The sequence below is a fragment of the Endozoicomonas sp. ALB032 genome (assembly GCF_049310125.1).
Taxonomy (GTDB): Bacteria; Pseudomonadota; Gammaproteobacteria; order Pseudomonadales; family Endozoicomonadaceae; genus Endozoicomonas_A.
On record NZ_JBLYNW010000001.1, the window covers coordinates 1,827,642 to 1,853,210 of the forward strand.

Genomic DNA, 25,569 nt, shown 5'->3' on the forward strand with positions numbered 1-25,569 from the left:
ATTGCTCGGGGATGTCCGGATGCTTGCTGCCCCGTCGCCTCTGAAAGCAAGACTTGGGTCTGCTGAACAATAATAATAAGTCACCGCCTTGTCTGGGCGGACAGTCAGGGGATGTAAGGGAATGATGCAGCACGCACTAGCTCTCTTTCTTTTGATAAAAACTGCCATGAACGGGACGAAAAGCATGAGCGGTAAATATCGCCCATCCCGGATGGTGCCAGTGGCGGGGTTCCGGTATGGTGCCATTTTTCGAATAGTCCGGTCGTTATTGTCGCTCGGATCAGGAAAAGTTCTGGTTTCTTCCACTTGTTTAACTTCCAGAAAACGACCCTCTTCTATTGTTTCCGGGGGAGTCGGTCAATACTTTCTGGTTTTTCTGACCACACTATCAGGTTTTATGATGCCCAGCCGTCTGTTGGCTGATTGGAAAGTCAATATGACCGAGGGGGTTACGGCAGTCAGTCGTTCGGTTTACGACTTGCACATGACCATATTTATTATCTGTGTGGTCATTGGCATTCTGGTATTCGGTGTTATGTTTTACTCCATTTTCATGCACCGTAAATCAAGAGGCGTTAAGCCCCATCCCTTCCATGAAAGTACGATTGTAGAAATACTGTGGACGACCATCCCGCTATTAATTCTGGTGGGCATGGCGATTCCGGCAACAAAGACACTGATTGATATTTACGATACGGATGAAGCTGAAATTGATATCAAAATTACCGGGTATCAATGGAAGTGGCAGTATGAGTATCTGGGAGAAGGAGTGTCCTTCTTCAGTAATCTCAAAACTACACCGGAACAGATTTATAACGTTCGCAGCAAAGACCCCAACTATCTTCTGGAGGTTGACGAACCACTGGTATTACCTGCGGGTAAAAAGATCCGTTTCCTGGTCACTGCCGCAGATGTTATTCATTCATGGTGGGTACCCTCATTCGCCGTTAAACGGGATGCTATTCCGGGTTTTATTAACGAAGCCTGGACCAACGTCGAACGTCCCGGAATTTATCGTGGTCAATGTGCAGAACTGTGTGGGAAGGATCATGGCTTTATGCCCATTGTAGTGGATGTCAGGTCACCGGATGACTATGAAGACTGGTTGTCAGAGAAGAAAACACTGGCTGCTAAAGAGCGTGAGTTAACCAGTAAAAACTGGACTATGGCCGAGCTGATGGAGCGCGGAAAAAACACCTACGAAAGAGTCTGTGCGGCCTGTCACCAGGTCAATGGTGAGGGTATGCCGCCCCTGTTTCCTGCTCTCAAAGGATCAAAAATGGCTGTTGAGAAAGATCAGGTCAAAGCGCATATCGATATTGTCTTGAACGGCAAGAAGGGTACCGCCATGCAGGCCTTTGCTGCCCAGTTGAGCGAAGTCGATCTGGCGGCAGTCATTACCTACGAAAGAAATGCCTGGGGTAATAATACCGGTGATCTGGTCACGCCGAAGCAAATTCTGGAATACAAGAATACCGGGGAGTACAAAGCGACGGATGCTGAAGCTTCAGGCGGGTCTGCTGCTGTCAGTAAGCCAGCGGTGAATGAGCCGAATACTAATACACATCAGGCTGGACTGTGAGGAATGCAACCATGACTGCTGTGACAGACACATGCGCAAATGACAAGCCAAGCGAGCATCATGACCATCACGGTCCTGCCAGGGGATTGATGCGCTGGGTGCTAACCACGAACCATAAAGATATTGGCACCATGTATCTCTGGTTCAGTTTTATTATGTTCCTGACCGGCGGTGCTATGGCGATGGTGATCCGGGCGGAACTGTTTCAACCAGGGATGCAGATCGTAGATCCCGGCTTCTTTAACCAGATGACCACCATGCACGGTCTCATCATGGTATTCGGTGCGGTCATGCCTGCCTTTGTCGGCCTGGCTAACTGGATGATTCCATTGATGATCGGTGCGCCAGACATGGCGCTGCCAAGAATGAATAACTGGAGCTTCTGGATTCTGCCTTTTGCAGCCGTGATGCTGATCAGCACACTGTTTATGGAAGGCGGGGGTCCAAACTTTGGCTGGACATTTTACGCACCTCTGTCAACCACCTATGGGCCGCCGTCAACCACCTTCTTTATCTTTGCCATCCACATGCTGGGTATCTCGTCCATCATGGGGGCGATCAATATTATCGCCACCATTCTGAACCTGCGGGCACCCGGCATGACCATGATGAAGATGCCGCTGTTTGTATGGACCTGGTTGATTACTGCGTATCTGCTGATTGCTGTTATGCCGGTACTGGCCGGTGCTGTGACTATGATGCTGATGGACATCCACTTTGGCACCAGTTTCTTTAATGCAGGCGGTGGTGGCGACCCTGTTCTGTTCCAGCATATTTTCTGGTTCTTCGGACATCCAGAAGTGTACATCATGATCCTGCCTTCCTTCGGGATCGTGTCAGCCATTCTGCCAGCATTCGCCAGAAAACCCCTCTTCGGCTATACGTCAATGGTCTATGCCACCGCAAGTATTGCTTTTTTGTCGTTTATTGTCTGGGCGCACCATATGTTTACCGTAGGTATTCCGCTGGTGGGTGAACTGTTCTTTATGTACGCCACCATGTTGATTGCTGTGCCTACCGGAGTGAAGGTCTTTAACTGGGTTACCACTATGTTCAGGGGCGCCATGACCTTTGAAACCCCCATGCTGTTCAGTATTGCTTTTGTGGTGCTGTTTACTATCGGTGGTTTCTCTGGACTGATGCTGTCTATTGCCCCTGCTGACTTCCAGTATCACGACACCTATTTTGTCGTGGCTCACTTCCACTACGTACTGGTACCCGGTGCAATTTTTGCCATCTTTGCTGCGGTCTATTACTGGTTGCCCAAATGGACAGGTCATATGTATGACGAGACGCTGGGCAAGACGCATTTCTGGCTGTCCTTTATCGGTATGAACCTGACCTTCTTTCCGATGCACTTTATCGGGCTGGCGGGTATGCCTCGCCGTATTCCGGATTATGCCCTGCAATTTGCCGACTTCAACATGATTGCCAGTATCGGTGGTTTTATGTTTGGAACCACGCAGCTGCTGTTCCTGTTTATCGTGATCAAATGCATCAGGGGCGGCGAGAAAGCCAAGGCTCAAAGCTGGGAAGGTGCAGAAGGTCTGGAATGGAGCCTGCCTTCGCCAGCACCTTACCATACCTTCACCACACCACCGGACGTGAAGTAATGAGTGAGAAGGATGATACCCCGGCCGACCTGTCGCGGAGAACTGTCATCAAGACTGGCTTGGTGGCTGGCGGTATGTTTGGTTTCGGCTTTGCCATGGTTCCCATATACGACGTGTTTTGTAAGGTAACGGGACTCAATGGCAAAACCGATCCGAATCCATACCGCTACAATGCCGAAACGGCTGAGGTGGATACCAGCCGGAAGGTGAAAGTGCAGTTTGTGGCAACCAACAATGCTGAGATGAGCTGGGACTTCAAACCCAGCGTCACAGAAGTGGTGGTTCACCCCGGGCAGGTTGGCGAGCTGGAGTTCTTTGCCCGCAACCCGACCGGCGAACGAATGATCGGTCAGGCCATTCCCAGTGTTTCACCGTTTCAGGCTACCAACTATCTGCACAAGGTAGAGTGTTTCTGCTTCACCACCCAGACATTGGAAGCAGGCGAAGAAAAAATCATGCCGCTTAGAATTATTGTGGATCAGGCATTACCCCGGCATATCACCAAACTAACGTTGTCGTACACCTTGTTTGATGTGACGACAATGGGAGAGAGGACACTGCCGTCCTGAGGAGATTCTGATGGCTCAAGAAGGTGAAGGTACCTATTATGTTCCGGCCCAGAGCAAGTGGCCGATCATTGCCTCGATAGGTCTTTTTACCATGCTGTTGGGTGCAGGCATGATGATGAACGACATGTCTGCCGGGGTAAAAGATTCGTTTGCACATTATGTGTTTTTCGGCGGCTCCCTGATCATGGCTTACATGATCTTTGGCTGGTTCAGTAATGTCATCGAAGAGTCCCGCAAAGGTCTTTACAGTGACCAGATGGACCGCAGCTTCCGTTGGAGTATGGGCTGGTTTATCTTCTCCGAAGTCATGTTCTTTGCGGCTTTCTTCGGAACGCTCTTTTATATCCGTTACTTTGCCGTTCCCTGGCTGGCCGGCGAGGGAGACGGTGCTTCCACTCATGAACACCTCTGGCCAGAGTTTGAAGCGGACTGGCCGCTGATGACCAACCCGGATAATGAAACATTCCCGGGAGCCCGAGGGGTCATCGATCCATTCCATCTTCCTCTGCTGAACACCCTGTTACTGGTCGCTTCCAGTATTACCCTGACGATTGCACACCATGCCCTCAGAAAGGCAGAGAGAACCAAGGTGAAGGTATGGATGATTCTCACCCTGATTCTGGGTTTTACTTTCCTTTACTTTCAGGCTGAAGAATACGCCGAAGCCTACAATGAGCTCGGGTTGACCCTGAGCGCGGGTATCTATGGCTCAACGTTCTTTATTTTGACGGGTTTTCACGGGGCACATGTCACCCTGGGTGCCATAATGTTGCTGATCATGCTGATTCGTATCTATAAAGGGCATTTTAAGCCGGATAACCATTTTGCTTTTGAGGCATCCAGCTGGTACTGGCACTTTGTTGATGTGGTCTGGCTCGGCCTGTTTATCTTTGTTTATCTGATATGAGGAGAGCCCGACATTTCCGGGAAGAGGTGGAAGCTAACGACTTTCGTCGTTTAGCGGTACAGCCAGGGAGCGTTACTGTGAACATCTCCAAACAGCCAGGCCACCACAATGATCAACATGATCAGGGCGGTCAGGCCAACCCGGGCGGTGAGTGAATTTACCAGTTTGGCGGAACCGCCATCACCTTTAAGTAGAAAGTACATGCCTCTGCCCAGGCAGAAGAGTACGGCAAGAAAAAGAACAACAATAATAATTTTTAACCACATATTACGCTCCCTGCTGATGCCTGAGTTGATGAAAAACGGTTTGCTTAACCGATTGTTAAATCAATCTGTGTCGCACATGTTTTTTCTTACGTTAAAGGCATTCAGATCAGAATAACAGCGGAGTTTGGTAGAGCACCCGATGTTGAAGTATAGCTATCGATCCCTTAAGAGCTATCGCGTTAAGTTGTCGCTATTGGTGTTGCTGCTTTTGCCCCTGCTGATCAAACTGGGGTTCTGGCAGATGTCCCGATACCAGGAGAAGCTTGAGCTTGAGCAGACCCTGGCAGAACGACAGACCATGCCCGCTCTCAGCCTGTCTGATATCAGCCGCTACTCTGATGCCATGTATCTGCCGATAAACGTCCGTGGTCGTTTTATTTTCGGTCGGGCTTTTTTTCTCGATAACCAGATTCACGAAGGTCGTGCCGGTTACGACCTGATCATGCCTTTTCTGGCCAATGATGGTCAGTACTTGTTGGTCAACAGAGGCTGGATACCTGCTCAATCCAGAGACAGTTTGCCGGAAATCAAGACACCTGATGGAGAACTTGAGTTAACGGGCAAACTCTATCGGTTATTGGGGAATCCGTTCACGCTGGGTGAAGATATCTGGCATGAAGAGTGGCCCAAACGTATTCAGGCCATCCACTTTGACCGAATGGGGGAAGCATTGGGGCAGACGCTACCTCTATATATTCTGAAGCTGGAACAGAATCAGCCCGGCGCTTATCTGATACGCCCCCTGACAATGAAAACTACCTCTCAGAAACATCTCGGCTACGCTATTCAATGGTTCCTGATGGCTCTGGTCCTGCTCTTTCTCTATCTCTGGCAGATGCTATGTTCAGGCTTGGGTCAAAGCCAACAAAAGCACCATAAAGAGGTGTCCGCAGCTGATGCAAAAGAGGATGATTCACTGTGATTAGCAGAATTTTTTGTTTATGTGGCCTGCTGTTTTTTATATTCCTTATTCCGGAAAATGGATTTGCAGAAATTCGCCACGCCTGTTTTATTGTTAATCCCACCAGTAATAATGGCCAGGGGGAAAAAGTCTGGGACAGTATTAAGGAAGCCCTCGACCATTACCAATACTATACAGCAAGCGGCTCTATGGACCAGGCTGCTTCTCCGTTAGGGCCGACATATGAGGTGTCTTTTACGGAGCACCCTGGTCATGCAACGGAACTGGCACTTCGGGCATACCGGAATTGGCAGCAAGGGCGACACGCTCATGGAGATCAGTTACTGATCGTTGCCGTTGGCGGGGATGGCACTGTCCATGAGGTGGTTCAGGGTTTAGAAAATCAACAGCCGCAAGTCGTTATAGGGATTATACCGGCAGGTACGGGGAATGATATAGCAAGAACACTTCGTTTGGGTAATCCCATGCATGCCCTTCGGAGTCTGGTTTATGGAAGACCTGCCCCCTTTGGTGCCTACAAAATTGAAGGTTGTCAAAGAGGAACTTGCGAGAAGAAAACGGTTTTGGCAGTGGACGAGTTTGATCTGGGTGTGACGGCTCAGGCGACAAAAAAGAAAAACGAACACGACAGTGGCGAGCGACCAAGCCGACTGCTGAGATGCTCTCCCAGAAGAATGGTCTATACAATGTCAGCCCTCAGTTCAGCAATGAGATGGCATGCACCTACAGTCGATTGCAGTATTGATGGCGGTAGCAGCTTCAATATCCCCCTGAATCTGCTGGCAGCGGGAACTGGGCCAACGATTGGAGGTGGAGTCAGACTTTTTAATGGTATGCGTCCGAACAGTGACCAGGGACAGATGCTCTACAATCAGCGGAGGGCTCACCCGATTTCGACACTTTTTCAGATGACCATGCAGAGATTATTCAATCGGTCAGCTCTGCAACAGACTTGGTTTACTCAAATGGACATTGGGCACGGTCAGGCACCTCAGAATATTCAGGTTGACGGTGATATTTTGCTGCAAACCCCGGCACAAGTAACCTGGGTGCCAGAAGTATTCCAGTTTATGAGACCCCCTGAACCCGGTGATTTCGGTTATGAGGCAATGCGTCGTGAAGAAGAGCTGACTTTACTTGAATTTTTTAAACGTTAAGTAGGGCTTGAACATTACACGGAAAAACTTCGTCTAAGCTGTCTAATGGTTTTTAATGGTGGGTCCTATTGCAGATGGAGACATCAGTCTTCTGGAAGCTGGCAAAAACCGCATAAAAAAGTTCCGGTACTTACAGAAATTAGGATGGCTCAACGTGACTGGCAGAATTTTTTATTTATATGGACTGCTGCTTTTTGTATTTCTTGTTCCGAAAAACGGATTTGCGGTGATTCCGGGAAACCCATATCTAGAGATTCCGAAAAGCATATTGGCAGATATCCGCCACGTCTGCTTTATCGTTAATCCAGCCAGTAATAATGGACAGGGTGCGAGAGTCTGGGAAAGTATTGAACAGGCTGTCAATCATTATTTCACAGCAGTAGGCTCACAGGACGAGGCTGCTGCTCAGGATCGAGCGACATTTGAAGTGTTTTTTACGGAATATGCAGGTCATGCAACGGATCTGGCAACCCAAGCTCATCAGAACTGGCATCAGGAGCAGCGGGAGCAACAGGAGCAGGAGCTGCAGGGGGACGAGCATAAATTATTAAAGAAGAAGTTATTACATTATAAAGAAGCCGGGAGGAAGGCGTTGAAGTCCGCCTCGGCCAGGCAGTTATTAGAGAATCAGTTGTTAATTGTTGCAGTGGGAGGAGACGGCACTGTTCATGAGGTGGTTCAGGGTTTAGAAGCTCATCGACAACAAGTTATTATTGGGGTTATACCGGCGGGTACGGGAAACAATATAGCAAGATCACTTCAATTGCGTGACCCGATGCATGCCCTTCGGACACTGGTTTATGGAGCCGTTCAACCTTTAGGTGCGTATAAAATTGAAGCCTGTGAAAGAGGAAGTTGCCAGAAGAAAACGGTTCTGGCAGTCAATGAGTTTGATCTGGGCGTGACGAATCAGTTAACAAAAAGGAAAAATGATTACGGGAGCGGTGAACGATCGGGTCGACTGATGAGTTACTCACCCGGAAATATGATCTATCCACTCTCAGACCTCGCTTCAACAATGAGATGGAATACACCTATGGTCAAGTGCAGCATTAATGGGGGTAGCAGATTCCATATCCCTCTGAATATACTGGCCGGAGGGGTCACGGGGCCTATAATCGGAGGCGAGTTTGGCCTTCAGGATGGTGTCAGAGCAGACAGTTCGCAGGGGGAGCTGCTTTATGGTGAGAAGTGGGATCCACCCCTTTGGGCACTTGTTCAGGTGGCTATGCAGAGATTATTCAATTGGTCAGGCCTCAAACGGGCTCAGTTTAATCAACTGGACATTGAGCACGTGAAGGAACCACCTCCGGATATTCAGGTTGATGGTGATATTTTACTGCAAACACCGGCACGAATAACCTGGTTGCCGGGAGTGTTCCATTTTATGAGACCTCCCGTATATGGTGATTACAATTATTTCGACATGTACTTTGAAGAAGCCGAGGACGAAAGAGCGAAGAAAAAGCAGGATTCCATGTAAATTTTGAGTATTGCAGTGGGACTATTTCTCAGAAAAACCTCGGCTACGCTATTCAATGGCTGGGTCTGTGTCTCCGGTAAATGTCTCTGTCGGGCCCGGACAGAGCCAACAAAAACAGTTACCCGTGACCGACAGAAAGGGGATGGTTTACTGTGAATAGTCGAGTTTTTTATTCATATGTTCTGCTGCTTTTTGTATTTCTTATTCCTGTAAACGGATTTGCAGCGATTCGCCATGCCTGCTTTATCGTCAATCCTGCCAGTAATAATGGTAAAGGTTGGAGGGTTTGGGACAGAATTGAAGAAGCGGTCGACCAGCACTACACAGCAGTTGGCTCACAAGACCAGGCTGCAGCTGCGCTACAAGCGACATATAACGTTTTTTTTACAGAACATGCGGGTCATGCAACGGAACTGGCAATGCAGGCATATCTGGACTGGCAGCAGGGGCAACATGATCAGGAAGATCAGTTACTGATTGTTGCTGTTGGTGGCGATGGCACTGTCCATGAGGTGGTTCAGGGTCTTGAAGGTCAACCACAAGTTGTTATTGGTGTTATACCAGCGGGTAAGGGAAACGACATTGCGAAAACACTCCGATTGGGTAAACCGATGCATGCCCTTCGGACATTGGTTTATGGCACTCCTATGCCTTTTGGTGCCTACAAAATTGAAGGTTGTGAAAGAGGCAGTTGCGAGAAGAAAACGGTTCTGGCAGTGAATGAGTTTGAGCTGGGTGTGATGACCCAGATGAAAAAAAAGAAAGATGAACACGACAGTGGTGAGCGACCAAGCCGACTGCTGAGATATTCACCAAGAAGTATGGCCTATCCAATGTTAGCCTTCAGTTCAGCAATGAGATGGAATACACCCAATGTCAGGTGTCGTTTTGATCGTGGAAGCTATCATGATATCCCCTTGAATTTTCTGGCAGCAGGGACAGGGCCGACGGTAGGAGGCGGGCTTACCCTTTATAACGATATGGGACCGTCCAGATTCTTTGGAGAGCTGCTTTATAATCAGCACAGGACTCATCCTGTTTGGACACTTATTCAGATTAACATGGAGACAAGCACGCACCTCATTTGGAGACTTATCAAGATGACCATTGGGAGATTATTCCACTGGCCAGGTATGCAGCGGCTTTGCTTTACTCAACTGAATATTGAAAACGAGGTTGAGACACCTCTGTCTATTCAGGTCGATGGTGATATTTTACTGCAAACACCCGCACAAATAACCTGGCTGAGGGGGTTGTTCCAGTTTATGAGACCTCCCGAACATGGAGAACTCGGTCATGCCCTGATGTATCTCGATGAAGTGGAGGATTAAAGAGCCAGGAAAAAGCAGGGTTCCATTTAAATTTTCAGTGTGGCTATCAGACTGTTTCTCAGAAAAACCTCAGCTAAGCTATCCAATGGTTTTTAATGGCTGGGTTTGTATCTATGGCAATTGCCACCGCCAGGCCCGGATCAATGCCAACAAAAACAGGTATCCGTGACTGACAGAAAAGGGGATGGTTTACTGTGAGTAGTCGAGTTTTTTATTTATATGTCCTGCTGCTTTTTGTGTTTCTTATTCCTGTATATGGATTTGCAACGATTCGTCACGCCTGCTTTATCGTCAATCCTGCCAGTAATAATGGTAAAGGTTGGAGGGTCTGGGACAGAATTGAAGAAGCGGTCGACCAGCACTATACAGCAGTCGGCTCACAAGACCAGGCTGCAGCTGCGGTACAAGCGACATATAACGTTTTTTTTACAGAACATGCGGGTCATGCAACGGAACTGGCAATGCAGGCATATCTGGACTGGCAACAGGTGCAACACGATCAGGAAGATCAGTTATTGATTGTTGCTGTTGGTGGCGATGGCACTATCCATGAGGTGGTTCAGGGTCTTGAAGGTAAACCACAAGTTGTTATCGGTGTTATACCGGCGGGTAAGGGAAACGACATTGCGAATACACTCCGATTGGGTAAACCGATGCATGCCCTTCGGACATTGGTATATGGCACTCCTATGCGCTTTGGTGCCTATAAAATTGAAGGTTGTGAAGGAGGCAGCTGCGAGAAGAAAACGGTTCTGGCAGTGAGCGAGTTTGATCTGGGTATGGCGACCCAGATGAAAAAAAAGAAAGACGACCACAACAGTGGTAAACGACCAAGCCGACTGCTCAGATACTCACCCAGAAGTATGGCCTCTGCAATGTTAGCCATCAGTTCAGCGATGAGATGGAATACACCCATAGTCAGGTGCACTACTGATAATGGCAGGTTCAATATTCCATTGAATTTTCTGGCCGCAAGTACAGGGCCAACGTTCGGAGGTGGAATCGCCCTTTTTAATTACATGCTCCCGATCTGTACGCGGGGAAAGCTGCTTTATAGTCATCAGAGGACGCATCCCATTTGGACACTTATTCAGATGACTATGGAGAGATTACTCAATTGGTCAGGTCTGACTCGGACGAATATGCAGAAATTACGCAATTGGTCAGGTCAACGGGAGCTTGTTTTTACTCAACTGGGCATTCAACATCAGGATGAGACACCGCTGTCTATTCAGGTCGATGGTGATATTTCACTGCAAACACCGGCACAAATAACCTGGTTGTCGTCAGCGTTCCGGTTTATGAGACCTCCCGAATATGGAGAACTCGGTTATGCCCTCATGGACCTTGACGGAGCCGGGGATGATCCGGATTCCTTTTATATTTTGAGTGCAGAAATGTGACTATCTAATCAACCGGGTATTATAAGAATGAAAAGAGTAAAGAAAGCAAAAAGTCGCTGGCAACTGGCTCTGGTTATTCTCATGCCTTCTCTGGCAATGGGTTTGGCCTGGTACTTTTATTTCTTTGGAACACAGTTTGTGCCGGATGGTCGTACGAACAAAGGTGAACTGTTGTTACCCCCTGCCAGCTTCCAGAGTATGACGCTTGAGAAAAATAATGAAATGTTTGATCTGCAGGGGCTGGAGGGACGTTGGGGGGTTCTGGTGTTTGGTGACGATGCCTGTTCTGATCAGGCCTGTCAGGAAGCGCTCTATCAAACCCGTCAGGCGCATCTGGCGCTGGGTAGAGACAGTGACCGGGTCGTTCGGCTGTTCATTTCGTCCTCATCGAATCCTGAATTAAACAAGCGTTTACTCAGCGAACACCCTGATCTGATCTGGTTAGGCAGTCGTAAAGAATCGGTGTTGAACGCTCTGGGTAAAAACCCGGGTGAAAAAAGAGAATGGCCAACCAATGGCTTTTACATCGTTGACCCCCTGGGGAATATCATGATGAAGTATCAGCCAGGGCAGTACGGTGGAGATTTATTAAAAGACTTAAGGAAGTTGCTTAAAGCATCAAACATCGGCTGACATTGAAAGGTGTTCTATGACGACAGCGTCTATTAAAAAAACAAGAAGCCAGACAAAACGACAGAGAACGGGTTTTTATCTCTCCCTGTTTGCAACCTTGCTGGCCGCTGTGGTTGTCGGGTTAGGGGCTTATACACGACTGGTTCACGCAGGACTGGGTTGTCCTGACTGGCCAGGTTGTTATGGCTTCCTGACAGTACCTGAAACAGCGCAGGAAATAGCCATAGCGGAAACACTCTTTCCCCATGCCCCGGTAGAGGTCGACAAAGGCTGGGCTGAAATGGTGCATCGGTATGTCGCAGGCTCCCTGCTGCTGCTGGTTTTGATGATCGCCATTCAGGCCGTCCGGAACCGGAAAGAGCCGGGACAGCCATTAAAACTGCCTTTATTGATTCTGGGGCTGATTATTCTGCAGGCGGCTTTCGGCATGTGGACTGTGACATTAAAGCTCTGGCCCCAGGTGGTGACCGCTCATCTTCTGGGTGGCTTTGCTACCTTTAGTTTGTTGTTTTTACTGACCCTTCGTTTATCCGGATTGGTTTGGCCAAAACTCCCCTCCTCTGGCCAGAGAGATCGGCTGCGAGGCTTAGCCGCTGTCGGACTGCTGGTGTTGATTTTACAGATCACACTGGGAGGCTGGACCAGCTCCAACTACGCCGCCCTGGCCTGTCCTGATTTTCCTATGTGTCAGGGGCAATGGCTGCCTGAGGCTGATTTTGCCGACGGTTTGAATGTCAGCCAGTCTATTGGTCCGAATTATCTGGGTGGAAAAATGGACTCTGAAGCCCGGACTGCTATACATCTTTTACACCGATTAGGGGCACTGGTGACTACGGTGTTTCTGCTGTTCCTTTTTGTACAGGTACTTCGATATAGTAATACACAGTTGTCTAATAACCGAAACAGCCTGAGAGTGCTGGCCACTTTGATGCTTCTGGCTCTGCTGGTACAGGTCATTTTGGGGGTCAGTAACATCCTGGGCAGCCTGCCACTTTCAGTGGCAGTGGCTCATAATCTGGGAGGTGCTGCTTTGCTGTTGACACTGGTGGCTCTCAACTTCCGTATGAACATATCTGAAGGATTCAGTGAGGTTCAATCATGAGTAAGGTCATTCAAAAGAGCAGTAGTGCATCCCTGCAGGAATCCGCTCACTGGCGTGATTATCTTGAGCTGACCAAACCCAGGGTGGTCGCCCTGATGGTTCTGACGGTAGTGATTGGTATGTGCCTGGCAACGCCGGGCATGGTGCCCCTGGATATTCTGCTGTTTGGTAATCTGGGCATTGCTCTCTCGGCCGCTTCCGCTGCGGTGATCAATCATGTGGTCGATCGACAGATTGATGCGGTTATGGCCAGAACCCACAAGAGACCGGTAGCCACAGGGCGTGTTGAGCCACTTCAGGCTTTGTTGTTTGCCTTTACTCTGGGTGTGCTGGGCATAGGGATTCTGGTGTTTCTGGTCAACCCTTTGACCGCCTGGCTGACACTGGCCTCACTGATGGGTTATGCCGTGATTTACACTCTGATTTTAAAGCGTGCTACTCCACAGAATATTGTCATTGGCGGGATTGCCGGTGCCTCCCCTCCCCTGCTGGGATGGACGGCAGTGACCGGACACTTTGAAGGACACGCCCTGCTGCTGGTCTTGATTATTTTCGCCTGGACGCCTCCTCACTTCTGGGCTTTGGCTATTCATCGCAAAGCTGAATATGCCAGGGCGGACATTCCCATGTTGCCGGTGACTCATGGAGAGGCATACACCAAACTGCATATTTTGCTGTATACAGTGATCATGATTCTGGTCAGTGTTCTGCCTTTCCTGACTGGCATGAGTGGTACTGTTTATCTGGCGGGTGCATTGATTCTCGGGGGGCGCTTTCTTTACTGGGCTATTGCTCTGTTGCGAGAAAGCAGGCCCCATGCCGCCATCAAGACGTTCAAGTATTCCATTACCTATTTGATGTTGCTCTTCGTGGTATTGCTGGTGGATCATTACACGTTCTATTTGTGGCTTTAACAGGCATAGGCTTGAAAGCAGCCACAGTTTTTTTCGAGCTGTATACGAGCCGAGGGCTTTTTTTATGAGCTTAGGGCTCCAGAGGATTGTCCATGGAATCTGGGATCAGAAACAACGTGAATAAAACAGTATTGATTCTGGTGGCCATTGTTGCGGTCATTATGGGTCTGACGTTCTACAAGTACACAAACAAGCCATCGTTGACACTGGAAGAGTTACAGCGAATGGGTACAGTGGTTTTCGACAAGCCACGCACCTTTGAAATGAAGGGTATGGTGGATAACAAGGGGCAACCTTTTACCCAAGCCAATCTCGAAGGCAAATGGTCCCTGGTGTACTTTGGTTACACCTTCTGTCCGGACATCTGCCCTACTACGCTGGGTCAGTTGAACCAGATGGATAAGCTGTTGAAGAACGATAACCCTGAAATGGCAAAGAAAATGCATTATTTCATGGTGACAGTTGATCCACGCAGGGACACAGTAGAGAAGCTTAATGGCTATGTCCCACATTTTAACCCTGATTTTGTGGGTGTGACGGGCTCCCAGAAAGCTATCCATAACCTGGCCGTGCAAATGAACATCCCCTACACACCGGTCATCGATCCGGAAGATGAATACTATCTGGTGGATCATGGCGCTAACCTGGTCATCATCAATCCAAAGGGGGACTACCACGGCTTTATCCGCCCGCCTCTGGATTCAGAAAAACTGACACGGGTAATGGTGGGTGTTGATGAGCTTTATCAGGAATAACTCGGTTATCAGGCTTCGGGGCCAGAAAGACTGGCCCGTCGATCAGCTGCGTTTGAAGCTCAAACCCAAAACAAAAATCAGGAAGCTACAGACGACAACGGAAGGTCCTGACGGTGTATCCAGTTGCCAGGATGCAGTCAATCCTCCTGCCACGCTCAACAGGCCAATGATGCCAGCGATGATAGCCATCTGTTCCGGTGTTCGGGAAAACCTCTGGGCTGTTGCGGCCGGAATAATCATCAGTGAAGTGATCAAAAGCACACCAACAATTTTCATAGCCACAGCAATCACAAGGGCCATCAGCAGGGTCAGAATCAGTTTGGTTCTTCGCACCGGAAAACCTTCAACCTGGGCCAACTCTGCATGAATAGTCATGGCCAGAAGAGGTCGCCACAGCAGGGCCAGAGTGATGAGAACCAGTGCGCCGCCGCCGTATATCCAGAACAGGTCTGTGGGTGAGGTCGCCAGAATGTCTCCAAACAGGTAGGACATCATGTCGATCCGGACGTTCTCGGAAAAACTGATCGCAACAAGACCCAGAGAAAGGCTGCTATGGGCAAGAATCCCCAGGAGTGTATCGGACGCCATTTTTTGTTGTTCCTGCAGCGAGACCAGGAGAACCGCAAGAAACAGCGAGCACACTACAATGGCCAGATTAAGATCAACATCGAGCAGCAGCCCCAGGGCTACGCCCAGCAGTGCCGAATGAGAGAGGGTATCGCCAAAGTAGGCCATCTTTCTCCAGACGACAAAACAACCCAGAGGCCCTGCCACTATAGCAACCCCTGATCCTGCCAGCAGTGCGGTAAGGAGCAGTTCAGACATGAGTGCTCCCGGTGTTTTTCTTGTGAATGATATGACCATCAACAGTATGTTCGTGGTCATGGTGGTGAGCGTAAACAGCCAGTTCCTCGGACTCTCCACCAAAAAGTTTCAGATAGGCCGGGTGTTGACGAACCTGATGAGGGTGACCTGAGCAACAGAGGTGCTGGTTAAGGCAAATGACCCGATCTGTTGAGGCCATCACAAGATGAAGGTCATGGGAGACCATTAAGACAGAGCAGCCGTCTTTCAGCTCAGGGTTATTGCCATTTCTGAGTTCGGTGATCAGGTGATAAAGCTCTTTCTGACCATTGACGTCTACTCCCTGAACCGGCTCATCGAGCACCAGAAGATGAGGTTTGTTGAGCAGTGCCCGGGCTAACAATGTTCTCTGAAGCTCTCCGCCTGAAAGCGAATGAACCGGTGAGTTGATGACGTGGGTTACTCCGGTTCTTGCCAGTGCCGAACGAATCTGTTTTCCTGATTGTCCGGTCAGGGAAAGAAAGCGTTTAACGCTCAGGGGCATGCTTTCGTCAACATGTAATTTTTGTGGCATATAGCCGATACGCAGGCCTTCTTTCATGGTCCGGCTACCGGAATCAGGTGTCTGCAGGCCCAGAACAACTCTGACCAGTGTCGTTTTACCGGCCCCGTTCGGTCCTATCAGGGTCACGATTTCACCCGCTTTTACGTCCAGAGAAATATCGGAAACGACTTCTCGTTCGCGAAACGCAACATGGATGTTGTTCAATCTGATTAACGTCTCTTCAGACATAGGGGCATTCAGATCCTTTGTGGTTACTGTTTTATGGCCAGACGTTTTTTTACAGGCAGAGGCTTGGTCTGAACTCATAATGACTCTTGGAATTTCTGGCAGCTTGAGCACAAACCTGTGAGTTCAATCGCAGTGTCAACGATCTTGAATCCCTGATCAGAGGCACAGGAGCTAATCGACTGGTTAATGGCCTGATGATCGATTTCCTGTGTCACGCGGCACTTCTCGCAGATAAGAAAACAGCTGTTATGTTTTATGCCGGGATGCGGGCAGCCAATAAAAGCGTTAAGAGAGGAGAGACGGTGAACCAGGCCCTGCTCCAACAAGAAGTCCAGGGCGCGATAAACCGTGGGGGGTTGAGCTACCCGCTCTTCCTGCTTCGTCAGTTGGGCAAGAATCTCATAGGCTCCAACGGGTTGATGGCTCTGCCAGACCAGTTCCAGTACTTTCTCACGGAGATGGGTCAGCCTGACTCCCCTCTGTTGACAGAGTATACGAGCCTCCTGCAAGGCTTCTGATATACACACATGATGGTCGTGATGCTGGTGGACACTGATCATGACAATGAAAGGTAGTTGGTGAACGATGTTATATTATAACCAAACTTCTATCCATAATCGAAAGAGTATTCATTTCGAACCGGGCGGGAGGTCAATTTCGTCAGAGCTGACGGGCTGATCCTGATTCTCGATGTATTCCTTGATGCAGAGAAAGCCCTTCGAAGTGTAGCTTTATCCGATTATTGTGAGGAATCGTTCCTTAACGGCTGTTACATCATAGTCATTTTATTTACTTCCGATCACCCTGATTTTCAATTCTCTGGCGTTTGCGTTTTGGCTCCTCGCTATGCATCCTGCGACCGTGGGCATTAAGGCTGGCAGAAGAAGCAAACCGGCGATTACAGTCTGGTTTGTCACAGGCATAGGGCTTTTCCATAGTATGTTTACTGCGAGTGTGGGTATCACGCTCGGTTGCAGTAACGAACTGGCGATCACAGTCTTGCTCATTACAGGCATAAGGCTTTTCACTGGCATGCACCCTGAGAATGTGGGCATCACGGTCGCAAATAAAAGCGAATCGACGATCACAGCCTGGATCGATGCAGGCATGGGGCTTTTCCCTATTATGCATTCTGCGAAAGTGCATGTTGCAGTCGGAATTGGAAATGAACCGGCGACCACAGTTTGGATTGCTGCAGGCATAGGGTTTTTCCATAGTATGCATCCTGCGAATATGTCTATCACGCTCCGTTGCAGAAGCGAACCGGTGATTACAGTCTGGATAGGTGCAGAGATGAGGCTTTTCCCTGGCATGTATCCTACGAATGTGGGCATTGCGGTCGCAAATAACAGCGAACCGGCGATTACAGTAAGGATCGGTGCAGGGATAGAGTTTTACCTCAGTATGCTTCCTGAGAACGTGGGCATTACGGTTGGAAATAGAAGCGAACTGACGATTACAGTCTGAATCGGTGCAGGCATGAGGCTTTTCCCTGCCATGCATCCTGCGAGCGTGGGCATTTCGGTTGGAAACAGAAGTGAACCGGCGATTGCAGTCTGGAGCGATGCAGGTATGGGGCTTTGCTGTTTCTGAGGCGGCTTCGGGGAAATTGGCTTTTGTAGGGGTATCAAAGTAGAATTCGGGGTGCTCACAAAATGATTCACCACAAGTTCGGCAAGGCTCGATATCTTCATGATGGTTTTCTTCTGTCTCCGCGTTTTCTGATGTGTCTTCGCTCGTGCCTTCATCCTCATTTTCCTGATTCTTGGTATTCTCAGGACTTGATTGGCCTTCATTGCCTGTCGCTCCTTCACTGTTTCCATCACCGGGCGAGGCTCTGCTTATTTGGCTTTGATCATCGGAACAGCGCGGCAGGCAGTAGCGGGTATCAGGCTTTAAGGGTGTCTCCTCGTGAGCTGGCTCTTCATATCGAATATTTGCATCATTGGAGTCATCAGGCTCATTCCCACTCTCTTCAAAGACATACCACTCGATAGTTTCATCCTCTCCGTCCTGTTTACCCTCACGTACCGGCCCATCTGTGCATTCCCAGTAGCTGCGAAATAACTTCGGCCATCTGCCCTGTTTGTAAGCTTCAGTCCCCGAGTCAAACTCAGGGAATACACTCTGCCCGGCAAGGGACACTGAAGTTGATGATGGGAGTGATGCGTTGAATTTCAGTTGTGAAATACTCTGGGGAGATAGTCCGAGCTTGATGCTTTTGGTGGGCTGGAGCCGGACACGGGCTGGATCCTTGTTCCCGAAACACAGCTGTTCTCCCTGGATTTTCGTAGTTATGCAATGTGTGTCAGGGAATGGAAGGACATTCGCTTCTTTGAGGTATATTGCTTGCGTGGATGTGACCTCAACAAAAAGTTGTTGGGTGGTCAAAAGTGTTCTGCCGTGCGCCATAAAAAAGGCAAGATATTCGTCCATGCTGTAGCAATTTGAGCTGACTTTGCTGAAGGCCGCGATCCAAATCAGCAAGAATTTTTTTACAGCTTGCAATGTTCGAGTTTTCCTTTGAATGTAAGTTGAAAACTCAGGTTAGACAATCTTGGTGATAGTGAGGCGTTTTAAGCAGAAATCATTGCAAAATCGTGAACAGGTAGCAGTCTGACGGGAATCCCGCACCCACTGAGAGTAAAGGCTCAGCCATCTACTCCCATTTAAAAATAGTCCAGGATGGAATCAGCATTTCGGGTTTGGTGGGATCTATAAAGTTACCCATATGATCCGCTGCGACCAGATAGTAAGGTTCGCCAAACTCGGGGGTGACATGGATCCCGTAAAGAAAGCCATTAATTCGGTATTCCTTTATGATTCCTTGGCTGCCGGGACGAATGACTACGGTAGTGTCATCCCTTTGCTCAAGATCTTCCGGACGCAGGTTTTTAGGAATTTTTTCAAAATCTTCCTTGCTGATCGTTGTCGATTCAGGTTGAACGACTTTGGGAGGCTTTTCCAGAGCAGCTTCTGTCGGGTTGGATGACGGTGGAGAGTTGGCACAGCCGAGAAGAAATAAAGACATGATTGCAGCAAAAGCCATTGAACCTGTTACTGATTTCATAGCGTGCCCCAAGTAATAACCATGTGTCCGTTTGCAAAAAGAGATTAAAATAGCAGTCTACTCCAATATTTGGGAGGCTGTAGCCGATGGTGTTCAGTTATATAAATGTCTGAATGCTACTTTTGCGACAGTCTCTTTAACCAGAGATCAATTCAGCAATGTCAGACCAAGCCAATCCGCCCCTTGTGCTCGTAGATGGATCTTCTTACCTCTATCGGGCTTTCCATGCTTCAGAACGAGCGAACCTGAGAACATCAGACGGTCGTCCAACAGGTGCTATCCGTGTGATGACGAACATGCTGAAGAGTCTGCTTAAGGAGTATCCGGGCAGTCCTGTAGCGGTCGTCTTTGATGCCAAGGGGAAAAACTTCCGGCATGATCTGTACGAGGAGTACAAGGCAACCCGCAAGCCTATGCCGGACGATCTGCGCTCACAGGTCCAACCGATTCACGAAATGGTTCGAGCCCTGGGTATGCCGTTGTTGATGATTGAGGGTGTGGAAGCAGACGATGTCATTGGCACTCTGGCAAGAGAAGCCACTGAGAAAAAAATTGCTACCGTCATCTCAACCGGTGACAAGGATATTGCGCAATTGGTTTCTGAGCATGTCACTTTGATCGACACCATGAACGATACCCGTACTGATCTGGATGGCGTTGTGGACAAGTTTGGTATTCCAGCGCACCTGATTATTGATTATCTCGCCCTGATGGGTGACTCCAGTGACAATATTCCCGGCATGCCCGGGGTTGGTCAGAAAACCGCTTTGGCTCTGTTACAGGGGATTGGCAGTATTGACGAGATTGCCAAACGTCTGGATGAAGTCCCTGCCCTGGGCTTCAGGGGCAGCAAAAATTTTGCTCCCAAGTTTGAAGAGCACCAGGATATTGTGCGGCTTTCCCGGGATCTGGCCACTATCAAAACCGATGTCCAGCTGCCTGTTGCAATTGAGGACCTGAAAGCGGAACCGGTAGATAAAAATGCTTTGCTGACTCTCTATAAAGAGTATGAATTCCGTTCCATGATCGCTGAACTGGAAAAAGACATGGACGGAGGCGCAGAAACTGGGTCGGCCAAGCCAGATGTACACGCTGAATATGAGACGGTTCTCGATCAAGAGACTTTTGGCCGCTGGCAGAAAATATTGAATGACTCGGAGCTGTTTTCTTTTGATACCGAAACCACCAGTCTGAATTATATGGAAGCAGAACTGGTTGGACTCTCTTTCGCTGTAGAAGCGGGTAAGGCCGCCTACGTTCCGGTGGCCCACGACTATGTTGGCGCACCCGCTCAGCTGGATAGAAACTGGGTGCTGGAGCAGCTAAAACCGCTACTGGAGAATCCTGAAAAGAAAAAAGTAGGCCAGAACCTGAAATACGATAAAAGTGTGCTGGCTAACTATGATATCAGTCTGGAAGGTATCCATTGGGATACCATGCTTGAGTCCTATGTGCTGAACTCAACCGCTACCCGCCATGATATGGATAGCCTGGCTCAGAAGTACCTCGACCATCAATGCATCTCTTTTGAAGAGATTGCAGGCAAAGGTAAAAAGCAGCTCACTTTCAACCAGATTGATCTTGAAATAGCGGCGCCCTACGCGGCGGAAGATGCCGACATTACCCTGAGACTGCATGAAACGATTGCCCCTCAACTGGAGCATGAGCCGTCTCTGTACTCTGTATTTCGTGATATAGAAATGCCCCTGGTAGCTGTTATGTCGCGGATGGAAAGGCAGGGAGCCCGAGTTAATGGCCACCTGCTGGCGCAGCAGAGTATGGAGATTGGCGAGCGTCTACATGAGCTTGAAAAGCAGGCTCATGATGCAGCGGGAGAGCCTTTCAACCTGGCGTCTCCCAAACAATTGCAGGCGATTCTGTTTGAGAAGCTGGGTCTGCCGGTCATCAAGAAAACACCGAAGGGGCAAGCTTCCACCGCTGAAGAAGTGCTTCAGGAGCTGGCACTGGATTATCCCCTGCCAAAACTTCTGATTGAACATCGTGGCCTTAGCAAGTTGAAGTCGACTTACACCGATAAGCTGCCCCAGATGATCAATCCGGCCACTGGGCGAATTCATACTTCTTATCATCAGGCGGTGACAGCAACCGGTCGTTTGTCCTCCTCTGATCCTAACCTTCAGAACATTCCTATTCGAACCGAGGAAGGACGCAAGGTTCGCCAGGCCTTTGTCGCTCCTGAAGGCTATCAATTGATTGCTGCTGACTACTCACAGATAGAGCTGAGAATCATGGCTCATCTTTCTGATGACGCCGGTTTGTTGGAAGCCTTTGCGCAGGGTCTGGATATTCACAAAGCCACAGCTGCGGAAGTCTTCGGCGTTGCGCTGGATGAGGTCACTTCAGAGCAGCGCAGAAGTGCCAAGGCGATTAATTTTGGTCTAATCTACGGAATGTCTTCTTTCGGACTGGCCAAACAGTTGGGTATTTCCAGAAAGTCAGCACAAGAGTACATCAACCTTTATTTCGATCGTTACCCTGGTGTGCTTCATTACATGGACCGAACCAGAGAGTCTGCCAAAGAAAAAGGGTATGTTGAGACCTTGTTTGGACGCAGGCTCTACCTTCCCGAAATCAATGCTCGCAATGGTATGCGTCGTCAGGCAGCGGAGCGGACTGCGATCAACGCCCCCATGCAGGGAACGGCGGCAGATATCATAAAAAGAGCGATGGCTCATGTGGATCAGTGGCTTTCAGAGAGTGAACTGGATGCCAGAATGGTTATGCAAGTCCACGATGAGCTGGTGCTGGAAGTAGCAGAGGATCAGCTGGAGATCGTAAAAGCCGGTGTTGTGGAAAAAATGTCCCAGGCTGCAGACCTGAAGGTTCCCCTGGTGGTAGAAGCGGGCTCCGGATACAACTGGGATGAAGCTCACTGATGCATCAATGAGGGTAATGTTTCCACGAAAGATTTGAAGATGTGAAAAAAATATTATTTTTTTCACATCTTCGGGAACTTTTTTGAATTTTGATTGTCTCAGTATATGTAGGGAGGCGAAAAGCCTTTCTGCAAACTCCTTGTGTGTTTAGTGTTGGCAATAAAAGCAACGCTGTGTTTCCCGACACAGTCTGCGAGGAACCGGTTACCTCCCCCCTTGGTAGCCGGTTTTTTTTGCCTGATGACCTGTCAGAAAAAAAATCAAAAATATTTTCATCCATCGGGAACTTTTTAAAAATTCAGTTGTCAAAAGTTGTATAGCGAGGCAAAACCTTGTTACCAAGTCCTTGTGTGTATGTTGTGTGTATGTTGTGTGTGTTTAGTGTAGGTATTTAAAGCAGTGCTGTGTTCCCCGACTAAGCCTGCAATGAACCAGTTACCGCCCCCCCTTTGGTAACTGGTTTTTTTTTGCCTCGAAGAGCGTCAGGCATTGGACGAGTCTCGTTTGGAAGCTGGAGTTACAACTGTAAGGTTTCTGTTCGGGTCGATAGTCCGATGTGAGAGAAATTCCCCTCCCTTTTCTCTCACTGCAATCTGTGTGTTTGATCTCTCCTTGTCAAGGAGCTTGGCGCTCCAGCCATCTTCCCCCGTTGGCTGGAGCTTTTTTTATTCCAGCGCTTCGTCATCCAACAGCAACCAGGTATCCAGACGTTGTGCCAGTTGATCAACACCGGTTTTCTTAAGGGCAGAAAAAAGTTGTATCGAAATTTGCGGATATTCCGAGAGTTCTCTTTTCAGGTTGTTCAGGGCCTGTTTTGCGACACCGGACTTCAATTTGTCACTTTTGGTTAAAAGAATATGCAGTGGCATTCTGGATTCAATGCTCCACTGGAGCATCATTCGGTCAAATTCCTTCAGAGAGTGGCGGATATCAACCAACAGTACGAGACCCACCAGAGATTCCCGGTTGGTTAAATAATCATCAAGATGTTTTTGCCATTCGATTTTCACAGCTTCCGGTACTTTGGCGTAGCCGTAACCGGGAAGATCAACCAGATGGATGCTCTCTTCGATATTGAAGTAGTTGATCAGTTGGGTGCGCCCGGGAGTTTTACTGGTACGGGCAATTTTTGAGCCCGTCAGGGTATTCAGCGCACTGGATTTACCTGCATTGGAGCGACCAGCAAAGGCAACTTCCCTGCCATTGTCGGGCGGGCACAGTTTCAGCTTGGGAGCGCTGGTCAGAAATTTGGCCTTGCGATAATTTAAACCGGTTCTGGTTTCACTCATGTGTCAGACCTGTCAGGAAGCTCCCTGGTCCGGGAGTTTCGCTATAGAAATGAAAAGTTGGCGCAATTTTGCTTGACTTGTGGGGCAAATGGAATAGCCGCGAAGTATTTGCCGACAATTGGCAACCGCTGGTCGCAGGCTAAATGCCCCCAAAAAAAACAGTTTGTCTGAACACTGGCGAATTTACTGGGCTCAACGACCTATCGGAAAATAGCATTAAGGTATATAATGGCCATCGTTTTGAGGCATATGCAGCCATTTTAATCCAGCTTTTTCAGAATAGAGGCCGAGCACAGGTCGAAAAAAGTAGCTGAATAAAGAGGATGTTTGTAAAGACAGAGGGGTCTCCGCCTTTACAATCAGACGCTGAGCAGCTGACTGGAAGGGTTGGGATAATAACAGTCACTCATGGCAAGTGCCGTAGCTGGGTCAGGTTAATGAAAAAAGTTATTTTCGGTCTGGTAGTGTCCTTGGGGGTATCAGGTGTGGCATTTGCGAAGGGGGATGCAAATGCTGGAAAAGCCAAAGTGGCAACCTGTACCGCCTGCCATGGAGCAACAGGTGTAAGCCTGGCGCCCAATTTCCCCAATCTGGCAGGACAGGGCGAACGCTATCTGGTTAAACAGATTTCAGACATTAAAGCCGGTAACCGCAATGTTCCGGAAATGGCGCCTTTTGTAGGGCAGCTTACAGAGCAGGATATCGAAGATATTGCTGCTTTCTATGCGAGCCAGCCTGCGCCAAAGGGGATAGCCGATCCTCAACAGGTGGGGCTGGGTGAACAGCTGTACCGCTTTGGTGATCAGAAGAAAGGCATTCCTGCTTGTGCAGCCTGTCATTCTCCAACGGGTCAGGGTAATTCCCTGGCAGGCTTCCCGAAAATCAGTGGTCAACACGCTCAATACACCGCCAAGCAGTTGCGTGATTTCCGAGAAGGTGAGCGTGTTAATGACGGTGATACCAAAGTGATGAGAAGCATCGCTGAAAAACTGAGCAACAAAGAAGTAGACGCTCTGTCGAGTTACATCAGTGGTCTGCGGCAATAGCGGCGGTCGGTTGAGCAGTACTGATGTCTGGCGATTCAGCCGTAAGCACAAAAAACGGTTTGCAATGATAAGTTGTAAACCGTTTTTTTTATGATTGGAAGAAAGGTAGAAAAATTTTTCTTTGTATGGGCTTTTTAACGTAAAAATTTTTTTATCAATAGTCCGACATTCAACAAGAATTTGCCTTGAAAATACCTTATCTTTCCTGATCGATACGATAGGATAACAGAGAGGGTTACCTCTGCTTGGACTCACTGCCCAGACTTCTGTTAACTTGTCACTCTGATAGATCATTATAAAAGCCTTGGAGTGTTTTTAGATGCCAAAACAACTGAAATTTTTATGGTTGGCTCTGGTTTTGCCATTAATGGCGCAGGCTGCTGTGCAAGACAAATATAAGGAAGGTCAGGACTATCGGGTACTGCCTGATCCGGTTCAGACTTCAGTGAAGAAAGGCCAGATCGAAGTGGCTGAAGTCTTCTGGTATGGCTGCCCACACTGCTACACTCTGGAACCCATTGTTGAGCGTTGGAAGCCTTCTCTGGAAAAAGACACCCGCGTTCTTCGTACGCCCGGTTTCTTTGGTCCAAACATCTGGAAAACCCATGCCCAGCTTTACTACACCTTGGAAACCATGATACCTGAAGAGAAAAAACTGAACGAGATACACAAAAGTATTTTTGTTGAAATCCAGAATAGAAATAACCGTCTTGGCGACGTAAAAACTATGAGTAATTTTCTTCAGGAGCGCTACGGCATTAATTCCAAGCAGTTTGCAAGCTTCTATAATTCCTTCGGAGTTCTGAACCTGATGAATCAGGGGGGGGCAAAAATCAGAGGTTATCATCTCAATGGTGTTCCAGCTTTGGTAGTCGATGGCCGATATGTAATTGAGCCCAGAGTTGGGTTGGAAAACATGCCCGTTATTGCTGACTTCCTCATCAAGAAAGTGCGTGATGAACGTGCAGCCCAGCTAAAGCCTAAGGTTAAGGAAGAGTCAAAGGCAAAAAGCTGAACATTTTGACCTCTTCGA

At 48.6% G+C, this 25,569-nt stretch carries 23 protein-coding genes; 16 read left to right on the forward strand and 7 right to left on the reverse strand.

Annotated features, from left to right (window positions below):
• Nucleotides 1-397 precede the first annotated feature (397 nt).
• From coxB to ACO6VG_RS06250, 4 genes are read left to right on the forward strand one after another with little or no spacing between them, the layout of a single operon-like run.
• Complete coding sequence (gene coxB, locus ACO6VG_RS06235) at nucleotides 398-1,582, forward strand: cytochrome c oxidase subunit II (protein WP_422140060.1); 1,185 nt, start codon at nucleotides 398-400, stop codon at nucleotides 1,580-1,582.
• Between the two features lie 11 nt (nucleotides 1,583-1,593).
• Nucleotides 1,594-3,195, forward strand: coding sequence for a cytochrome c oxidase subunit I (ctaD, locus tag ACO6VG_RS06240; protein WP_422136120.1), 1,602 nt, complete (start codon nucleotides 1,594-1,596; stop codon nucleotides 3,193-3,195).
• Nucleotides 3,135-3,764 (forward strand): cytochrome c oxidase assembly protein, encoded by a 630-nt coding sequence (locus tag ACO6VG_RS06245; protein WP_422442043.1) that lies wholly within the window; start codon nucleotides 3,135-3,137, stop codon nucleotides 3,762-3,764. Before ctaD ends, ACO6VG_RS06245 begins: the two co-directional genes overlap by 61 nt.
• 10 nt (nucleotides 3,765-3,774) lie before the next feature.
• Nucleotides 3,775-4,671 carry a cytochrome c oxidase subunit 3 gene (locus tag ACO6VG_RS06250; protein WP_422139418.1) on the forward strand — a complete coding sequence of 299 codons (897 nt, stop codon included), beginning with the start codon at nucleotides 3,775-3,777 and terminating at the stop codon, nucleotides 4,669-4,671.
• A gap of 50 nt (nucleotides 4,672-4,721) precedes the next feature.
• Here the strand turns inward: ACO6VG_RS06250 and ACO6VG_RS06255 are convergent, their stop codons facing one another.
• Nucleotides 4,722-4,937 (reverse strand): twin transmembrane helix small protein, encoded by a 216-nt coding sequence (locus tag ACO6VG_RS06255; RefSeq protein ID WP_422136123.1) that lies wholly within the window; start codon nucleotides 4,935-4,937, stop codon nucleotides 4,722-4,724.
• A 139-nt stretch (nucleotides 4,938-5,076) separates the two neighbouring features.
• Between ACO6VG_RS06255 and ACO6VG_RS06260 the strand changes: the two genes are divergently transcribed.
• The 9 genes from ACO6VG_RS06260 (at nucleotide 5,077) to ACO6VG_RS06300 (ending at nucleotide 14,637) form a co-directional block, all read left to right on the forward strand.
• On the forward strand, nucleotides 5,077-5,859 hold the full coding sequence (locus ACO6VG_RS06260; RefSeq protein WP_422136124.1) for an SURF1 family protein: 783 nt from the start codon (nucleotides 5,077-5,079) through the stop codon (nucleotides 5,857-5,859).
• Nucleotides 5,856-7,016: a diacylglycerol/lipid kinase family protein gene (locus ACO6VG_RS06265; protein ID WP_422139419.1), complete on the forward strand. Its 1,161-nt coding sequence runs from the start codon at nucleotides 5,856-5,858 to the stop codon at nucleotides 7,014-7,016. Before ACO6VG_RS06260 ends, ACO6VG_RS06265 begins: the two co-directional genes overlap by 4 nt.
• Nucleotides 7,017-7,170: 154 nt before the next feature.
• The gene (locus tag ACO6VG_RS06270; RefSeq protein WP_422473177.1) at nucleotides 7,171-8,499 is read left to right on the forward strand and encodes a diacylglycerol/lipid kinase family protein; all 1,329 of its coding nucleotides are present in this window, start codon (nucleotides 7,171-7,173) and stop codon (nucleotides 8,497-8,499) included.
• Nucleotides 8,500-8,651: 152 nt separating this feature from the next.
• On the forward strand, nucleotides 8,652-9,830 hold the full coding sequence (locus ACO6VG_RS06275; RefSeq protein ID WP_422136127.1) for a diacylglycerol/lipid kinase family protein: 1,179 nt from the start codon (nucleotides 8,652-8,654) through the stop codon (nucleotides 9,828-9,830).
• Between the two features lie 194 nt (nucleotides 9,831-10,024).
• Nucleotides 10,025-11,233 (forward strand): diacylglycerol/lipid kinase family protein, encoded by a 1,209-nt coding sequence (locus ACO6VG_RS06280; protein ID WP_422473179.1) that lies wholly within the window; start codon nucleotides 10,025-10,027, stop codon nucleotides 11,231-11,233.
• A 27-nt stretch (nucleotides 11,234-11,260) separates the two neighbouring features.
• The gene (locus tag ACO6VG_RS06285; protein ID WP_422473181.1) at nucleotides 11,261-11,866 is read left to right on the forward strand and encodes an SCO family protein; all 606 of its coding nucleotides are present in this window, start codon (nucleotides 11,261-11,263) and stop codon (nucleotides 11,864-11,866) included.
• A 16-nt stretch (nucleotides 11,867-11,882) separates the two neighbouring features.
• Nucleotides 11,883-12,968 (forward strand): COX15/CtaA family protein, encoded by a 1,086-nt coding sequence (locus ACO6VG_RS06290; RefSeq protein ID WP_422136130.1) that lies wholly within the window; start codon nucleotides 11,883-11,885, stop codon nucleotides 12,966-12,968.
• Nucleotides 12,965-13,882 carry a heme o synthase gene (gene cyoE / locus ACO6VG_RS06295; protein ID WP_422136131.1) on the forward strand — a complete coding sequence of 306 codons (918 nt, stop codon included), beginning with the start codon at nucleotides 12,965-12,967 and terminating at the stop codon, nucleotides 13,880-13,882. The genes ACO6VG_RS06290 and cyoE overlap by 4 nt, the downstream gene beginning before the upstream one ends.
• Nucleotides 13,883-13,974: 92 nt before the next feature.
• Entirely contained in the window at nucleotides 13,975-14,637 is a 663-nt protein-coding gene (locus ACO6VG_RS06300) for an SCO family protein (RefSeq protein ID WP_422136132.1), read from the forward strand.
• 42 nt (nucleotides 14,638-14,679) lie between these two features.
• On the opposite strand, the gene znuB is transcribed toward ACO6VG_RS06300, so the two are convergent.
• The 5 genes from znuB to ACO6VG_RS06325 all read right to left on the reverse strand — a co-directional run bounded on the left by znuB (nucleotide 14,680) and on the right by ACO6VG_RS06325 (nucleotide 19,304).
• On the reverse strand, nucleotides 14,680-15,462 hold the full coding sequence (gene znuB / locus ACO6VG_RS06305; RefSeq protein WP_422136133.1) for a zinc ABC transporter permease subunit ZnuB: 783 nt from the start codon (nucleotides 15,460-15,462) through the stop codon (nucleotides 14,680-14,682).
• Nucleotides 15,455-16,234, reverse strand: coding sequence for a zinc ABC transporter ATP-binding protein ZnuC (znuC, locus tag ACO6VG_RS06310; protein WP_422137055.1), 780 nt, complete (start codon nucleotides 16,232-16,234; stop codon nucleotides 15,455-15,457). The genes znuB and znuC overlap by 8 nt, the downstream gene beginning before the upstream one ends.
• A 74-nt stretch (nucleotides 16,235-16,308) precedes the next feature.
• Entirely contained in the window at nucleotides 16,309-16,794 is a 486-nt protein-coding gene (locus tag ACO6VG_RS06315) for a Fur family transcriptional regulator (protein WP_422136134.1), read from the reverse strand.
• A gap of 229 nt (nucleotides 16,795-17,023) precedes the next feature.
• A complete protein-coding gene (locus tag ACO6VG_RS06320) occupies nucleotides 17,024-18,721 on the reverse strand; it encodes a C2H2-type zinc finger protein (protein WP_422136135.1) in 1,698 nt (565 codons plus the stop codon).
• A gap of 172 nt (nucleotides 18,722-18,893) precedes the next feature.
• On the reverse strand, nucleotides 18,894-19,304 hold the full coding sequence (locus ACO6VG_RS06325; RefSeq protein WP_422136136.1) for a DUF2782 domain-containing protein: 411 nt from the start codon (nucleotides 19,302-19,304) through the stop codon (nucleotides 18,894-18,896).
• 158 nt (nucleotides 19,305-19,462) lie between these two features.
• Between ACO6VG_RS06325 and polA the strand changes: the two genes are divergently transcribed.
• Nucleotides 19,463-22,201, forward strand: a complete 2,739-nt coding sequence (gene polA, locus ACO6VG_RS06330; protein ID WP_422473184.1) for a DNA polymerase I — start codon at nucleotides 19,463-19,465, stop codon at nucleotides 22,199-22,201.
• Between the two features lie 665 nt (nucleotides 22,202-22,866).
• On the opposite strand, the gene yihA is transcribed toward polA, so the two are convergent.
• Entirely contained in the window at nucleotides 22,867-23,490 is a 624-nt protein-coding gene (gene yihA, locus ACO6VG_RS06335) for a ribosome biogenesis GTP-binding protein YihA/YsxC (RefSeq protein WP_422136138.1), read from the reverse strand.
• A gap of 437 nt (nucleotides 23,491-23,927) precedes the next feature.
• Here yihA and ACO6VG_RS06340 point away from each other — a divergent pair, with 437 nt between their 5' ends.
• Both ACO6VG_RS06340 and ACO6VG_RS06345 read left to right on the forward strand, forming a co-directional pair.
• Complete coding sequence (locus tag ACO6VG_RS06340; protein ID WP_422136139.1) at nucleotides 23,928-24,536, forward strand: c-type cytochrome; 609 nt, start codon at nucleotides 23,928-23,930, stop codon at nucleotides 24,534-24,536.
• 319 nt (nucleotides 24,537-24,855) lie between these two features.
• Nucleotides 24,856-25,551, forward strand: a complete 696-nt coding sequence (locus ACO6VG_RS06345; RefSeq protein ID WP_422136140.1) for a thiol:disulfide interchange protein DsbA/DsbL — start codon at nucleotides 24,856-24,858, stop codon at nucleotides 25,549-25,551.
• The last annotated feature ends 18 nt before the right edge of the window (nucleotides 25,552-25,569 follow it).

Excerpts from the sequence above, each read along its gene's own strand:
- cyoE (WP_422136131.1), top strand. The coding sequence starts at position 12,965 with ATGAGTAAGGTCATTCAAAAGAGCAGTAGTGCATCCCTGCAGGAATCC.
- ACO6VG_RS06345 (WP_422136140.1), top strand. The coding sequence starts at position 24,856 with ATGCCAAAACAACTGAAATTTTTATGGTTGGCTCTGGTTTTGCCATTA.
- coxB (WP_422140060.1), top strand. The coding sequence starts at position 398 with ATGATGCCCAGCCGTCTGTTGGCTGATTGGAAAGTCAATATGACCGAG.
- ctaD (WP_422136120.1), top strand. The coding sequence starts at position 1,594 with ATGACTGCTGTGACAGACACATGCGCAAATGACAAGCCAAGCGAGCAT.
- yihA (WP_422136138.1), bottom strand. The coding sequence starts at position 23,490 with ATGAGTGAAACCAGAACCGGTTTAAATTATCGCAAGGCCAAATTTCTG.
- znuC (WP_422137055.1), bottom strand. The coding sequence starts at position 16,234 with ATGTCTGAAGAGACGTTAATCAGATTGAACAACATCCATGTTGCGTTT.
- ACO6VG_RS06245 (WP_422442043.1), top strand. The coding sequence starts at position 3,135 with ATGGAGCCTGCCTTCGCCAGCACCTTACCATACCTTCACCACACCACC.
- znuB (WP_422136133.1), bottom strand. The coding sequence starts at position 15,462 with ATGTCTGAACTGCTCCTTACCGCACTGCTGGCAGGATCAGGGGTTGCT.
- ACO6VG_RS06290 (WP_422136130.1), top strand. The coding sequence starts at position 11,883 with ATGACGACAGCGTCTATTAAAAAAACAAGAAGCCAGACAAAACGACAG.
- ACO6VG_RS06340 (WP_422136139.1), top strand. The coding sequence starts at position 23,928 with ATGAAAAAAGTTATTTTCGGTCTGGTAGTGTCCTTGGGGGTATCAGGT.
- ACO6VG_RS06250 (WP_422139418.1), top strand. The coding sequence starts at position 3,775 with ATGGCTCAAGAAGGTGAAGGTACCTATTATGTTCCGGCCCAGAGCAAG.
- ACO6VG_RS06255 (WP_422136123.1), bottom strand. The coding sequence starts at position 4,937 with ATGTGGTTAAAAATTATTATTGTTGTTCTTTTTCTTGCCGTACTCTTC.
- ACO6VG_RS06300 (WP_422136132.1), top strand. The coding sequence starts at position 13,975 with ATGGAATCTGGGATCAGAAACAACGTGAATAAAACAGTATTGATTCTG.
- ACO6VG_RS06260 (WP_422136124.1), top strand. The coding sequence starts at position 5,077 with ATGTTGAAGTATAGCTATCGATCCCTTAAGAGCTATCGCGTTAAGTTG.
- ACO6VG_RS06285 (WP_422473181.1), top strand. The coding sequence starts at position 11,261 with ATGAAAAGAGTAAAGAAAGCAAAAAGTCGCTGGCAACTGGCTCTGGTT.
- ACO6VG_RS06325 (WP_422136136.1), bottom strand. The coding sequence starts at position 19,304 with ATGAAATCAGTAACAGGTTCAATGGCTTTTGCTGCAATCATGTCTTTA.
- ACO6VG_RS06315 (WP_422136134.1), bottom strand. The coding sequence starts at position 16,794 with ATGATCAGTGTCCACCAGCATCACGACCATCATGTGTGTATATCAGAA.
- polA (WP_422473184.1), top strand. The coding sequence starts at position 19,463 with ATGTCAGACCAAGCCAATCCGCCCCTTGTGCTCGTAGATGGATCTTCT.